This window comes from Halorhodospira neutriphila (assembly GCF_016584055.1).
Lineage (GTDB): Bacteria > Pseudomonadota > Gammaproteobacteria > Nitrococcales > Halorhodospiraceae > Halorhodospira > Halorhodospira neutriphila.
In genome coordinates, this window is sequence record NZ_NRSH01000065.1 from 1 (window position 1) to 12,492 (window position 12,492).

Sequence of the window (12,492 nt, forward strand, 5' to 3'; positions counted from 1 at the left end):
AGCGGGGACGCCGAGCGGCGCCAGCCGCTCGGCGAGCGCGCGTTGTCCGAGCGAAGCGAGTTTAGCGCGCGGCCCCGCTCGGGCGAGAAGCGCAGGGGACCCCGAAGGGGCGCGCTCGCTAGACGCCCGCCGGCCCTCGCCGCCCCCGAGGTGGGCCGCCGCCCCGCGAGCTATCCGGCCGCCGGGCGCAGCTGCCCCTCGGCGATCTCCAGCACCCGCTCGGTGCGCCCGGCCAGCTCCCGGTCGTGGGTGACGAAGATGAGCGCCGTGCCGAGCTCCCGGTTGAGCTCCTGGAGGAGCTCGAAGACCCGCACGGCCGTCTGCCGGTCGAGGTTGCCCGTGGGCTCGTCGGCGAGGATGCACGCCGGCTCGGTCACCGCGGCGCGGGCGATGGCCACGCGCTGGCGCTCGCCGCCGGAGAGCTCGGCGGGGCGGTGCTCGAGGCGCTCGCCGAGGCCGATGCGCTCGAGGGTCTGCCGCGCCGCCGCCCGCGCGGCCCGCCGGGGGCGCCGGCGGATGAGCAGCGGCATGGCGACGTTCTCCAGGGCGGTGAACTCCGGGAGCAGGTGGTGGAACTGGTAGATGAAGCCCAGGGCGCGGTTGCGCAGGCGCCCGCGCGCCCCCTGGCCGAGGGCGTAGATGGGCTCGCCGGCCACCCGGACCTCGCCGGCGCTCGGGGTGTCGAGCCCGCCGAGGATGTGGAGCAGCGTGCTCTTGCCGGAGCCGGAGGGGCCGACGACGGCGACCTGCTCGCCGGCGGCGACGCGCAGCGCCACGCCGGAGAGGATCTCGAGCTGCTGGGGCCCCTCGCGGAAGCGCTTGGCGACGCCGCGGCAGGCGATCACGGGGGGTTGCTCACTCATAGCGCAGCGCCTCCGCCGGCTCCGTCCGCGCCCCCCGCCAGGCCGGGTAGAGCGTCGCCACCAGGGACAGGGCCAGGGCGAGGCCCGTGACCCGCACGACGTCCAGGCCGCGCAGCTCGGCGGGCAGGTCGCTGATGTAGTAGACGTCCGCCGGCAGGAACTCGACGTTGAGCAGCTGCTCCAGGGCGGGGACCACGGTCTCGACGTTGAGCGCCAGCGCCACCCCGCCGGCTGCCCCCAGCGCCGTGCCGACGGCGCCGATGAGCGCCCCCTGGATGATGAACACCGCCATGATGCTGCGCGGCGGCAGGCCCAGGGTGCGCAGGATGGCGATATCCGCCTGCTTGTCGCGCACCACCATCACCAGGGTCGAGACGATGTTGAAGGCGGCCACGGCGACGATCAGCGCCAGGATGACGAACATCACGGTCTTCTCCGTCTGCACGGCGCGGAAGAAGTTGGCGTGCTGCTGGGTCCAGTCGGTGACGCGGTAGTAGCCGGGCAGCTCGTCGGCGACCTGGCGGGCGAGCCGGGGGGCGGCGAAGAGGTCGTCGAAGCGCAGCCGGATCCCGCTGACCGCGTCGCCGAGCCCCGAGAGCCGGGCCATGTCCTCGAGGTGGGCGACGGCGAGGGCGCGGTCGTACTCGTGCATGCCGACCTCGAAGATCCCCGTGACCGTGAAGCGGCGCAGGCGGGGCGTGATCCCGGCCACGGAGACCCGCGCCTGGGGCGTGACCACCACGACCCGGTCGCCCACGCGGGCGCCGAGGCTGCGCGCCAGGGCGGAGCCGAGGATCAGGTTGTACTCGCCGGCGGCGAGCCGGGCGTCGCCGGCGACGATGTGGTCGAGGACCTCGGAGACCTCGCGCTCGTGCTCGGGGTGGACGCCGCGGACCAGGGTGCCGCTGACCTGCCCGCCGCGGGTCACCATGACCTCGGAGTCGATGAAGGGCGCGGCGCCGGCCACCCGCGGGTGGCGCTCGGCGCGCTCGAGGGCGCCCTGCCAGTCCGGCAGCGCCTCGCCGGGGCCGTGGATCTCGGCGTGGGAGACCATGCCCAGGATGCGCTCGCGCAGCTCCTGCTCGAAGCCGTTCATGACCGACAGGACAGTGATCAGCGCCGCCACGCCGAGGGCGATGCCCACCATGGAGGTCATCGAGATGAAGGAGATGAAGGGGCCGCGGCGCCGGGCGCGCGTATAGCGCAGGCCCACGAACAGCTCAACGGGACGGAACAAGGGCTGGGCTCCTCACTGCAAGTCGGCTCCCTCAGGCGGACCCGTCGCCGGCGCAGCGCACCGGCAGCGGACGGTCGGGGAAGATACCCGCCGGGGACGGGCGCAGTCGAACCGCGCGGATCGCCACCCCGGCCTCGGCCGCCGCGCGGAGGGCCTCGGCGTAGCGCGGGTCGATGGACGCCGCCGGCCGGACCTCGGTGACATCAGTGCGCTGGACGCAGAAGACCAGCGCCGCCCGGCCGCCGGCGGCGGCCCGCTCGGCGAGCACCGCCAGGTGGCGCCGGCCGCGCTCCGTGACCGCGTCGGGGAAGAGGGCCACGCCGTCCGCGGCCACCGCCGCCGTGACGTTCTTGACCTCCAGGAAGCACGGCGGCTCGCCGCGCTCGTGCCCTTCGAGGAGCCAGTCGGCGCGCATCGGCGCGCCCGGCACGGCGGCCTCGCGCCGCCGGCGCCGGTAGCCGTCGAGCCCCGGCAGGCAGCCGGCGTCGATGGCCTCGGCGACCAGGGCGTTGGCGCGGCCGGTGTGCACCCCTACCAGGACCCCATCGGCGGCCTCCACCAGCTCCCAGGTATCGGCGTACTTGCGGCCGGGCCGGTCGCTGCGGCTGAGCCAGATCCGCGAGCCCGGCTCGGCGCAGCCGAGCATGGAGCCGGTGTTCGGGCAGTGGACGGTCCACTGCCGGCCGTGCTCATCCTCGACGTCCGCCAGGAAGCGGCGGTAGCGGCGCAGGAGGCGGACCTCCCGCAGGGGTGCCTCGAACTCCACGCCTTTCCCTCCGGCGATCAGGGCGTGCAGTCTACTGGTTCTGCGCCGCGGCGCGCCAGCGGCGGCTGCGGCCGGGCCGCCGGAGGGGTTAGAGTGGGGCGCGAAGCGTCAATCCCACGGACTGATAAGGAGACCCCCTTTGCAGATCTCGCTATCGCCCATCGGCTACCTGCGCACCGAGGAGACCGAGCTGCCGCGGCACTGGAGCGTCTCCGAGAGGCGCGGCCGGATCGAGCTGGAGGCGCAGTACGCGGCGGGGCTCCAGGGGATCGAGGCCGGCCAGGAGATCGTGGCGCTCTTCGCCTTCCACCGCAGCGAGCCCTTCTCCCCGGAGCGGCTCATCCAGAGGCCGCCGCACAGCGACCACGAGCGCGGGGTCTTCGCCACCTGCTCGCCGCGCCGACCCAACCCCATCGGGCTGTCCGTGCTCCGGGTGCTCGAGGTCGGCGAGGCCGCCCTCGAGGTGGCGCGCATCGACATGGCCGACGGCACGCCGATCCTCGACATCAAGCCGCACATCGCCGCGGCGGCGGTGGATGCCTGAATCTTACCGGATGATTGCAGCGCACAATTCGCGTATAGTGCCCCCGACCCGTTAGGCATCGTCGGTGCACTATGCCTGCGCCTGTATATCCCGAGTCCCAGCGCCCCCGGCTCCCCGCGGAGTGGGAACCCCATGCGGCGCTGATGGTGACCTGGCCCCACGCCGAGGGCGACTGGGGCCACGACCTGCCCGAGGTGGAGGCCTGCTTCGAGCGCCTCGCGGCGGCCGCGGGGCAGTTCGAGCCGCTGCTCGTCGTCTGCCCCGACGGCCCGCAGCTCGCCCGCATCCGCGCCCGGCTGCTCGAGGCGGGGGTCGCCGCCGAGCGGCTGATCCTCGCGGAGGCCGCCTCCAACGACGTCTGGGCCCGCGATCACGGGCCGCTGACGGTGATCCGCCCCGGCGGCGCGCAGCTGCTCGACTTCCGCTTCAACGGCTGGGGCGAGCGCTACGCCAGCGAGCACGACGACCAGATCACCCGGCGGCTGACCCAGGAGGGGCTCATCGGGGCCAGCTCCTTCCGCTGCATCGACTGGGTCCTCGAGGGCGGCAGCATCGACACCGACGGCGCCGGGACGCTGCTGACCACAGCCGCCTGCCTGCTCAACGCCAACCGCAACGGCGCCGTCACCCAGGAGCAGGTGGAGTCGCAGCTCCAGGCCCGGCTCGGGGCGCAGCGGGTCCTCTGGCTCGAGGCGGGCTGGCTCGCCGGCGACGACACCGACGCCCACGTCGACATGCTCGCCCGCTTCGTCGACCGCGGGACCATCGCCCACACCGCCTGCCACGACCCGGCGGATCCCCACTACGCGCCGCTGCAGGCCATGGCCGAGGAGCTGCGCGCCGCCCGGACCCTCTGCGGCGAGGCGTACCGGCTCATCGAGCTCCCGCTGCCCGCCCCCCGCTACGACGGGCACGGCCGGCGCCTGCCGGCGAGCTACGCCAACTTCGTCTTCGTCAACGGCGGGATCCTGGTGCCCGCCTACGGCGACCCCAACGACACCGTCGCCGCCGCCCGGCTGGCCCAGGCGCGCCCCGACCTGCGGGTGGTCAGCGTCCCCGCCGCGGCGCTGATCCGCCAGGGCGGGAGCCTGCACTGCGCGACCCTGCACCTGCCGGAGGGCGTGGCCATCGACAGCCCGCTGCCGGCGCCCGCCGGGCAAGGAGGAGCAGCGTGGGCGACGAGCTGAGGCTGGGCCTGGTCCAGCACCCCTGCGGCCCGGACCCCGAGGCCAACCTCCAGCGCTCCCTCGACGGTATCGCCGAGGCGGCCGGCCGCGGCGCCGAGCTGGTGCTGCTCCAGGAGCTCCACCGGGGCCCCTACCCCTGCTTCGAGGCGCACCCCCGCCACTTCGACGCCGCCGAGCCGGTGCCGGGGCCGACGACCGAGCGCCTCGGCGAAGCCGCCGCCGCCCACGGCAGCGTCGTCGTCGGCTCGGTCTTCGAGCGCCGCGCCGCCGGCCTCTACCACAACACCGCCGTCGTCCTCGACGCCGACGGCCGCCTGGCGGGGACCTACCGCAAGATGCACATCCCCGACGACCCGGGCTACTACGAGAAGTTCTACTTCACCCCCGGCGACGGCGGCTTCGCGCCCGTCGACACGGCCGTCGGCCGGCTCGGCGTGCTCGTCTGCTGGGACCAGTGGTTCCCCGAGGCGGCGCGGCTGATGGCCCTCGCCGGCGCCGAGCTCCTGCTCTACCCCACCGCCATCGGCTACGCCGCCGACGAGCCGGCCGACGAGCAGGCCCGCCAGCGCGAGGCGTGGGAGACCGTCCAGCGCGGCCACGCCATCGCCAACGCCCTGCCCCTCGCCGCTTGCAACCGCACCGGCGAGGAGCCGGCGGCCCGCTTCTGGGGCGGCAGCTTCGTCTGCGGCCCCCAGGGCGAGGTCCTCGCCCGCGCCGGCGCCGACGCGGCCGAGACCCTGGTCGTCACCGTCGACCGGCGGCGCACCGAGGCCGTCCGCCGCATGTGGCCCTTCCTGCGGGACCGGCGCATCGACGCCTACCAGGGGCTGGGCCGGCGCTACCTCGAGCCCTGACGCCCCCCCAGGGCCCCGCCACCGCCTCCACCGGGCGGCGTCGCGATGCGGCGCAGCGGGCCCCTGGCGTCGCCCGGCACCGCTGGTAATATGCGCTCGAGTCAGTCCACGCAACCGGCAATGGAGTCCCCCATGCAAGACGAGACCGCGCCCCAGGAGAGCACCCCGCCGCCCGAGGCGCCGGGCAAGGCCCCCTGGGTCGTCTACGCCCTCTACCTGCTCAGCCCGCTCATCGCCCTGCTCGGCCTCGCCGGCGCCATCGTCGCCTACCTCTCCCGGGGCAAGGGCGCGGCGTGGGTGGAGAGCCACTACACCTTCCAGATCCGGACCTTCTGGATCTTCGTCGCCGCCTTCGTCGTGGCGGTCGTCCTCAACCTCCTCTTCATCCCGGGGGTCGGCGTCGCCTTCATGCTGGCGGTCTACCTGTGGCTGCTCATCCGCAGCGTCTACGGGATGAGCCAGCTTAGCCGCCGCGAGCCCATCCCCGACCCGCAGGCCTGGCTCTTCGGCTGGCAGCGGCGCGGATGAGCGGCGTGCAGCTCGGCGATCTCCCCCTGCCCCGGCGCGCCGGGGAGCGCCGCGACTGGTCCGCCCTGGCCGGCGCCGCGCAGCCGCTGGCGCTGGCCGAGGCGGCGCGGCGCCACGGCGGGCCGGTCCTGGCCGTCGCCGGCAGCCCGCAGCAGGCCGCGGCCCTGCAGGAGGCCGTGGCCTTCTTCCTCGACGGCCAGGGCGAGGTCCTCGGCTTCCCGGACTGGGAGACCCTCCCCTACGACGTCTTCTCGCCGCACCAGGACATCGTCTCCGAGCGCCTCGCCGCGCTCTACCGGCTGCCGAGCCTCGAGGCCGGGGTGCTCATCGTCCCGGCGGCGACGCTCATGCAGCGCTTGCCGCCGCGGGGGTGGCTGGAGGGGCGCACCCTGCTGCTGCGCGTCGGCGAGCGCCTCGACCTCGAGGAGATGCGCCGGCGCCTGGAGGCCGGCGGCTACCGCTGCGTCCCCGAGGTCGGCGAGCACGGCGAGTTCGCCGTGCGCGGCGCCCTGCTCGATCTCTTCCCCATGGGCGGCGATACCCCGTACCGCATCGACCTCTTCGACGACGAGGTCGAGAGCCTGCGCCGCTTCGACCCGGAGACCCAGCGCACCACCAGCCAGGTCGAGGCCATCGAGCTACTCCCGGCCCAGGAGATGCCCACCGACGACGACGGCATCGCCCGCTTCCGGCAGGCCTTCCGCGCCGAGTTCGAGGGCGACCCCAGCCGCAGCGCCGTCTACCGCGCCGTCAGCGAGGGGCGCCTGCCGGGGGGCATCGAGTACTACCTGCCGCTGTTCTTCGAGCAGACGGCGACGCTCTTCGACTACCTGCCGGCCTCGACCCTGGCGGTGCGCACGGCGGGCATCGACGAGGCGGCCGAGGCCCACTGGCGCCAGATCGAGCAGCGCCACGAGCAGCGCGCCGGCGACCGGGAGCGCCCCCCGCTGCCGCCGCGCCGGGTCTTCCTCGACCCCGACGAGCTGCGCGCCGGCCTCAACCAGCGCCCCCAGCTCGCCCTCCACGCCGAGCCCGGCCGCGGGAGCGAGGCGCCGGTGGCGGCGCTGCCGGATCTCAGCGCCCACCCCCAGGCCGAGCGCCCCCTCGCCGCCCTGGAGGCGTTCCTCGCCGAGCACCCCGGGCGGGTGCTGTTCACCGCCGAGAGCGCCGGCCGGCGCCAGGGGCTCCAGGAGCGCCTGGCGCGCAGCGGCATCGAGGCCGCCGGCCTGGAGGGCTGGGGCGCCTTCACCGAAAGCGCTGCCGACCGGGCGATCACGGTGGCCCCCCTGGAGCACGGGGCCCTCCTCGGCGATACCGCCCTCGTGCCGGAGAGCGCCCTCTACGGCGAGCGCGCCCGGCAGAGCCGGCGCCGGCGCTCCAGCGCGGCCGTCGACCCGGCGGCGGTCATCCGCGACCTCTCCGACCTGCACGAGGGCGCCCCGGTGGTCCACGAGGACCACGGCGTCGGCCGCTACGTCGGCCTGCAGAGCCTCGAGGTCGGGGGCGTGGCCACGGAGTTCCTGACCCTCGAGTACGCCGGCGGCGACAAGCTCTACGTCCCCGTCTCGGCGCTCGACCGCATCTCGCGCTACACCGGCGCCGACGCCGACGAGGCCCCGCAGCACCGGCTCGGCAGCGACCAGTGGGAGAAGGCCCGCCGGCGCGCCGCCAAGCGCGCCCGCGACGTCGCCGCCGAGCTGCTCGACCTCTACGCCCGGCGCCAGGCCCGGGCCGGGGACGCCTGCGAGATCGACGAGCAGGCCTACGAGGCCTTCGCCGCCGCCTTCCCCTTCGAGGAGACGCCGGATCAGCAGGCGGCCATCGAGGCGGTGCTCGACGACCTGCGCTCGGGCCAGCCCATGGACCGCGTGGTCTGCGGCGACGTCGGCTTCGGCAAGACCGAGGTGGCCATGCGCGCCGCCTTCGCCGGGGTCCAGGCCGGCCGGCAGGTGGCGATGCTGGTGCCGACCACGCTGCTCGCGCAGCAGCACTACCAGAACTTCGCCGACCGCTTCGCCGACTGGCCGGTGCGCATCGAGTCGCTGTCGCGCTTCAGCGGCAAGCGGGGCAACGAGCAGGCCCTGCAGCGCATCGCCGAGGGGCAGGCCGATATCGTCATCGGCACCCACAAGCTGCTCGGCAGCGAGGTGCAGTTCCGCAACCTGGGGCTGGTGGTCATCGACGAGGAGCAGCGCTTCGGCGTCCGGCAGAAGGAGCGGCTCAAGCGCCTGCGCGCCGAGGTGGACGTGCTCACCCTCACCGCCACGCCGATCCCGCGGACGCTGAACATGTCCCTCGCCGGCATCCGCGACCTGTCGATCATCGCCACCCCGCCGGAGCGGCGCCTGGCGGTGAAGACCTTCGTCCACGAGTGGAGCGACGGGCTGATCCGCGAGGCGTGCCAGCGCGAGATGCAGCGCGGCGGCCAGGTCTACTTCCTCTACAACGACGTCAAGACCATCGAGCGCACCGCCGGCCAGCTCGAGGAGCTCCTCCCCGAGGCGCGCATCGCCATCGCCCACGGGCAGATGCGCGAGCGCGACCTCGAGCGGGTGATGCTCGACTTCTACCACCAGCGCTTCGACATCCTCGTCTGCACGACGATCATCGAGTCGGGGATCGACGTCCCCACGGCGAACACCATCGTCATCGACCGCGCCGACCGCTTCGGCCTCGCCCAGCTCCACCAGCTGCGCGGGCGCGTCGGGCGCTCCCACCACCGCGCCTACGCCTACCTGCTGGCGCCGCCGCAGGCCTCCATGACCAAGGACGCGGTCAAGCGCCTCGAGGCCATCTCGCAGCACGAGGACCTAGGGGTCGGCTTCGCCCTCGCCTCCCACGACCTGGAGATCCGCGGCGCCGGCGAGCTGCTCGGCGACGAGCAGAGCGGCCAGATCCAGGAGGTGGGCTTCACCCTCTACAGCCAGCTCCTCGAGCGGGCGGTGCGCGACCTCAAGGCCGGCCGCGAGCCGGCGCCGGAGGCGGAGCTCGACACCGGCGTGGAGGTGGACCTGCGCGTGCCGGCGCTGCTGCCGGCGGACTACCTGCCCGACGTCCACACCCGGCTGGTCCAGTACAAGCGCATCAGCAGCGCCGCCAGCGACACCGAGCTCGAGGAGCTGCAGGTGGAGATGATCGACCGCTTCGGGCTGCTCCCGGAGGCCGCCCGCAACCTCTTCCGGGTCGCCGCGCTGAAGCTGCGCGCCGCCGCGCTGGGGATCCGCAAGCTCGAGGCCGGCGCCGGCGGCGGTATCGTCCACTTCGGCGCACAGCCGAGCGTCGATCCCGCCCGCCTGGTCCAGCTCGTCCAGCAGGCGCCGCAGACCTACCGGCTCGACAGCCAGCAGCGCCTCCACTTCAGCGGCGACCTCGCCGAGGCGCAGGCCCGCTTCGAGGCCGTCGAGGCGCTGCTCAAGACCCTGGAGTGAGACGATGACGACCCACCGCCTGTACCACCCCCGCCGAGCCGCCCTCGCCCTGGCCCTCGCCCTGGGCGCCTCGGCAGCAGCCGGGGCCGAGACCGAGGCGGACCAGGAGGCGGAGCGCTCGCGGCAGTGGTACGCCGTGGAGCTGATCGTCTTCGAGCAGTCCGGGATCGAGGGCAGCGCCGCCGAGCGCTGGCCCGGGCGCGCCGGGGATCCGTCCTACCCGCTCTGGCAGATCCCCGCCGGGTGCGCCGCGGCCGGCTCCGAGCGGCCGGTGGCCGCCGGCGCGGCCGCCGGGGACGGCCCCGCCGGGGCGCAGGGGAGCGAGGCGGCGGCCTCCCCCCTGCACTGCCTGCCTGCGGCGCGGCGCCAGCTCGACAAGCACTGGGCGATCCTCCGGCGCTCGGGGGCCTACCAGCCCCGCTACCACATCGGCTGGCTGCAGCCGGGCCTCAGCGAGGCCCGCTCCGTGGCCGTCCCCGTGCCCCTCTACTGGCGGCCGGCCTCGGCAGCGGAGGCGGCACTGCCCGGGGCCAGCTCCGGGCCGGCCCTGCGCCCGCCGGTCTACGGCCTGGTGCGCGTCTTCCGCGAGCGCTACCTGCACGCCGCCGTCGACCTGCGCCTGCAGCGCCGCCACGCCGAGCCGGACGCCGATCTCGAGGCGCTGCTGCGCGCCCCGCGCCACGTCATGCGCCAGCGCCGGCGCCTGCGCAGCGGCGAGCTCCACTACCTCGACCACCCCTACCTGGGGGTGCTGCTCTCGGTGCGCGCCCTCGAGGCCCCGCCGGCGGCGGCCCGCGACGCGGGCGGTTGAGCCCCCCGGATCGCGGGCCGCCGGCGCGGGCCCTGCGGCAACCGCCGCGGGGGCGGGCGCGGCTAGCCCTCGAACTTGGGCGCGAGGGAGGCGATGAGCTGGCGGACCAGGTCCATGCCGTAGGTGAGGTTGTCGCGGATATCGTCCATGGAGACCGTCTGCCCCTCGGCGAGGCCCGCCCCCCAGTTGGCCACCACGGCGCAGTGGGCGTAGGCGAGCTCGGCCTCCCGGGCGAGGACCGCCTCGGGCATCCCGGTCATGCCCACCAGGTCGCAGCCGTCGCGCCGCAGGCGCTGGATCTCGGCGGCGGTCTCCAGGCGCGGGCCCTGGGTGGCGGCGTAGGTGCCGCCGTCCACGACCTCGATCCCCGCCTCCGCCGCGGCGGCGAGCAGCCAGCGCCGCAGCCGGGCGTCGTAGGGGTAGGTGAAGTCGACGTGGGTGACGTCGGCGGCGTCCTGGTCGAAGAAGGTCGACTCCCGCGAGTGGGTGTAGTCGATGATCTGGTCCGGGATGGCCAGCCGGCGCGGGGCGTACGCCTCGCCGATGCCGCCGACCGCGGCCACGGCCACGACCTGCTCGACGCCGACGTGGCGCAGGGCCCAGATATTGGCCCGGTAGTTCACCTGGTGGGGCGGGATGCTGTGGTTGTGGCCGTGGCGCGCCAAGAAGGTGACGTTGTAGCCCCGGAAGCAGCCGTGGACGAGCGGCGCCGAGGGCTCGCCGAAGGGGGTGCGCACCACCTCGCGGCGGGTGATCTCGAGCCCCTCGAGGGAGGTCAGGCCGGTGCCGCCGATGATTCCTAGACTCATCGCGCTCCTTCCTCTGCGTGATGGATGGGGGGTTGGGGGGGAGACGGCCACGCGGGCCGCGCGCCCCTAGATGTCGATCGCGTAGATCCCCGCCGCGTTGCGCCCGAGGCCGCGGTAGTCCATGCCGGCGCCGAAGACGTAGCGGTCCGCGACCTCGAGGCCGACGAAGTCGCCGTGGACCTCCGGGCACTTGCGGTCGTGGCGCTTGTCGACGAGCGCGGCGCTGGCCACCGAGCGCGCCCCGGCGCTGCGGAACGACTCGAGGATGGCGGCCAGCGTGTAGCCCTCGTCGAGGATGTCGTCGACGACGATCAGGTCGCGCCCCTCGATGGGCGTCGAGGGCAGCGCGTGCCAGACCAGCTCGCCGCCGGAGGTGCGGTTGCGGTAGCGGCTGGCGTGCACGTAGTCCACCTCGAGCGGGAAGTCGAGGCGGGGCAGCAGCTGCCCGGCGGGGATCATGCCGCCGATCATCACCCCGATGATCAGCGGCCGGGTCTGCGCGTAGCGCTCGGTGATCTGCGTGGCCATGCGGTCGAGGGCGGCGCTGACCGCCGCCGCGTCGTAGAGCTGCTCCGCCCCTTGGAGCTCGGGGGCCTCATCCCACGACATGCGCGATCCTCCTGTTCAGTAGTGGATAGGGGGTCTCACCCCGACGGCACGAGCTCGGCGAGCTCGGCAGCGGCGCTGCGCCACGCCCGCGTGGCGCGCAGCTCCTCCCAGCCGGGGGCCGCCTCCCCGCGCAGCCGGGCCAGCCGCCGTGCCGAGGCCGGGGCGCCCGCCGGCACCGAGGCGTCCAGCGCCTCCCCGACGAGCCCCGGCCGGCAGACCAGGGCGGCGTCGCAGCCGGCCGCCAGGCAGGCCTCGACCCGCTCGCCGATCCCGCCGGCGGCCCCCGCCGCGGCCATGCCCAGGTCGTCGCTGAGCACGGCCCCGCGGAAGCCGAGCTCCCGGCGCAGGACCCGCTCGAGCCAGTACCGCGAGTAGCCGGCGGGCCGGTCGTCGGCCTGCGGGTAGACGACGTGGGCGGCCATCAGCGCCGGGACCCCGCTGGCCACGAGGCGGCGAAAGGGTAACAAATCCGTCTGGATTATCGCCTCCAGGGGGCGGCTATCGTGCGGCAGGGCGACGTGGCTGTCCTCGGCGACCGAGCCGTGGCCGGGAAAGTGCTTGGCGACCGCCGCCACGCCGGCCCGCCGCGCCCCCTCGACCCACGCCTCGGCGAGGAGCGCCGCCCGCTCCGGCTCGGCGTGCCAGGCCCGGTCGCCGATCGCCCCGCCCCCGGCGGCGCGCTGCAGGTCGAGGACCGGGGCGAGGTCCAGGTCGACGCCGCAGGCGCGCAGCTCGGCGCCCGCCAGCCAGCCGGCGAGCCGCGCCGCGCGGCGGCGGCGATCGGCCGGCTCTACGACCGGGCCCCGGAGCGCGGCCGCCGTCAGCTCCGTACCCTCGATGGCGATCAGCAGCGGGC

General features: G+C 75.0%; 12 protein-coding genes. 6 read left to right on the top strand and 6 right to left on the bottom strand.

The genetic code is table 11. From position 1 onward, the window contains the following. Positions 1-170: 170 nt before the first annotated feature. From lolD to sfsA, 3 genes are read right to left on the bottom strand one after another with little or no spacing between them, the layout of a single operon-like run. The gene (lolD, locus tag CKO13_RS07030) at positions 171-863 is read right to left on the bottom strand and encodes a lipoprotein-releasing ABC transporter ATP-binding protein LolD (RefSeq protein ID WP_200258547.1); all 693 of its coding nucleotides are present in this window, start codon (positions 861-863) and stop codon (positions 171-173) included. Beyond that, a complete protein-coding gene (locus CKO13_RS07035) occupies positions 856-2,100 on the bottom strand; it encodes a lipoprotein-releasing ABC transporter permease subunit (protein WP_200258555.1) in 1,245 nt (414 codons plus the stop codon). The genes lolD and CKO13_RS07035 overlap by 8 nt, the downstream gene beginning before the upstream one ends. Before the next feature lie 31 nt (positions 2,101-2,131). After that, on the bottom strand, positions 2,132-2,866 hold the full coding sequence (sfsA, locus tag CKO13_RS07040; protein WP_200258566.1) for a DNA/RNA nuclease SfsA: 735 nt from the start codon (positions 2,864-2,866) through the stop codon (positions 2,132-2,134). Between the two features lie 139 nt (positions 2,867-3,005). Between sfsA and tsaA the strand changes: the two genes are divergently transcribed. From tsaA to CKO13_RS07070, 6 genes are all read left to right on the top strand, one after another. After that, entirely contained in the window at positions 3,006-3,410 is a 405-nt protein-coding gene (gene tsaA, locus CKO13_RS07045; protein ID WP_200258572.1) for a tRNA (N6-threonylcarbamoyladenosine(37)-N6)-methyltransferase TrmO, read from the top strand. A 71-nt stretch (positions 3,411-3,481) separates the two neighbouring features. Further along, positions 3,482-4,597, top strand: coding sequence for an agmatine deiminase family protein (locus CKO13_RS07050; protein WP_200258575.1), 1,116 nt, complete (start codon positions 3,482-3,484; stop codon positions 4,595-4,597). Then, positions 4,594-5,451 carry a carbon-nitrogen hydrolase gene (locus tag CKO13_RS07055; RefSeq protein ID WP_200258603.1) on the top strand — a complete coding sequence of 286 codons (858 nt, stop codon included), beginning with the start codon at positions 4,594-4,596 and terminating at the stop codon, positions 5,449-5,451. Before CKO13_RS07050 ends, CKO13_RS07055 begins: the two co-directional genes overlap by 4 nt. Positions 5,452-5,583: 132 nt before the next feature. Further along, a complete protein-coding gene (locus CKO13_RS07060; protein ID WP_200258585.1) occupies positions 5,584-5,979 on the top strand; it encodes a DUF4870 family protein in 396 nt (131 codons plus the stop codon). Beyond that, the gene (mfd, locus tag CKO13_RS07065; RefSeq protein WP_200258588.1) at positions 5,976-9,407 is read left to right on the top strand and encodes a transcription-repair coupling factor; all 3,432 of its coding nucleotides are present in this window, start codon (positions 5,976-5,978) and stop codon (positions 9,405-9,407) included. The genes CKO13_RS07060 and mfd overlap by 4 nt, the downstream gene beginning before the upstream one ends. A 4-nt stretch (positions 9,408-9,411) precedes the next feature. Beyond that, a complete protein-coding gene (locus CKO13_RS07070) occupies positions 9,412-10,218 on the top strand; it encodes a CsiV family protein (RefSeq protein WP_200258591.1) in 807 nt (268 codons plus the stop codon). Positions 10,219-10,280: 62 nt separating this feature from the next. Here the strand turns inward: CKO13_RS07070 and CKO13_RS07075 are convergent, their stop codons facing one another. The 3 genes from CKO13_RS07075 to nagZ form a co-directional block, all read right to left on the bottom strand. Further along, complete coding sequence (locus CKO13_RS07075) at positions 10,281-11,027, bottom strand: S-methyl-5'-thioinosine phosphorylase (protein ID WP_200258594.1); 747 nt, start codon at positions 11,025-11,027, stop codon at positions 10,281-10,283. Between the two features lie 66 nt (positions 11,028-11,093). Then, on the bottom strand, positions 11,094-11,636 hold the full coding sequence (locus CKO13_RS07080; protein WP_200258598.1) for a hypoxanthine-guanine phosphoribosyltransferase: 543 nt from the start codon (positions 11,634-11,636) through the stop codon (positions 11,094-11,096). Between the two features lie 35 nt (positions 11,637-11,671). Further along, on the bottom strand, positions 11,672-12,492 hold an 821-nt coding region (gene nagZ, locus CKO13_RS07085), incomplete at its 5' end, for a beta-N-acetylhexosaminidase (protein WP_200258601.1).

What these genes read in the sequence shown, in the direction of transcription:
- CKO13_RS07050 (WP_200258575.1), top strand. Translation starts at nt 3,482, where the DNA reads ATGCCTGCGCCTGTATATCCCGAGTCCCAGCGCCCCCGGCTCCCCGCG.
- mfd (WP_200258588.1), top strand. Translation starts at nt 5,976, where the DNA reads ATGAGCGGCGTGCAGCTCGGCGATCTCCCCCTGCCCCGGCGCGCCGGG.
- CKO13_RS07060 (WP_200258585.1), top strand. Translation starts at nt 5,584, where the DNA reads ATGCAAGACGAGACCGCGCCCCAGGAGAGCACCCCGCCGCCCGAGGCG.
- CKO13_RS07070 (WP_200258591.1), top strand. Translation starts at nt 9,412, where the DNA reads ATGACGACCCACCGCCTGTACCACCCCCGCCGAGCCGCCCTCGCCCTG.
- lolD (WP_200258547.1), bottom strand. Translation starts at nt 863, where the DNA reads ATGAGTGAGCAACCCCCCGTGATCGCCTGCCGCGGCGTCGCCAAGCGC.
- CKO13_RS07080 (WP_200258598.1), bottom strand. Translation starts at nt 11,636, where the DNA reads ATGTCGTGGGATGAGGCCCCCGAGCTCCAAGGGGCGGAGCAGCTCTAC.
- CKO13_RS07075 (WP_200258594.1), bottom strand. Translation starts at nt 11,027, where the DNA reads ATGAGTCTAGGAATCATCGGCGGCACCGGCCTGACCTCCCTCGAGGGG.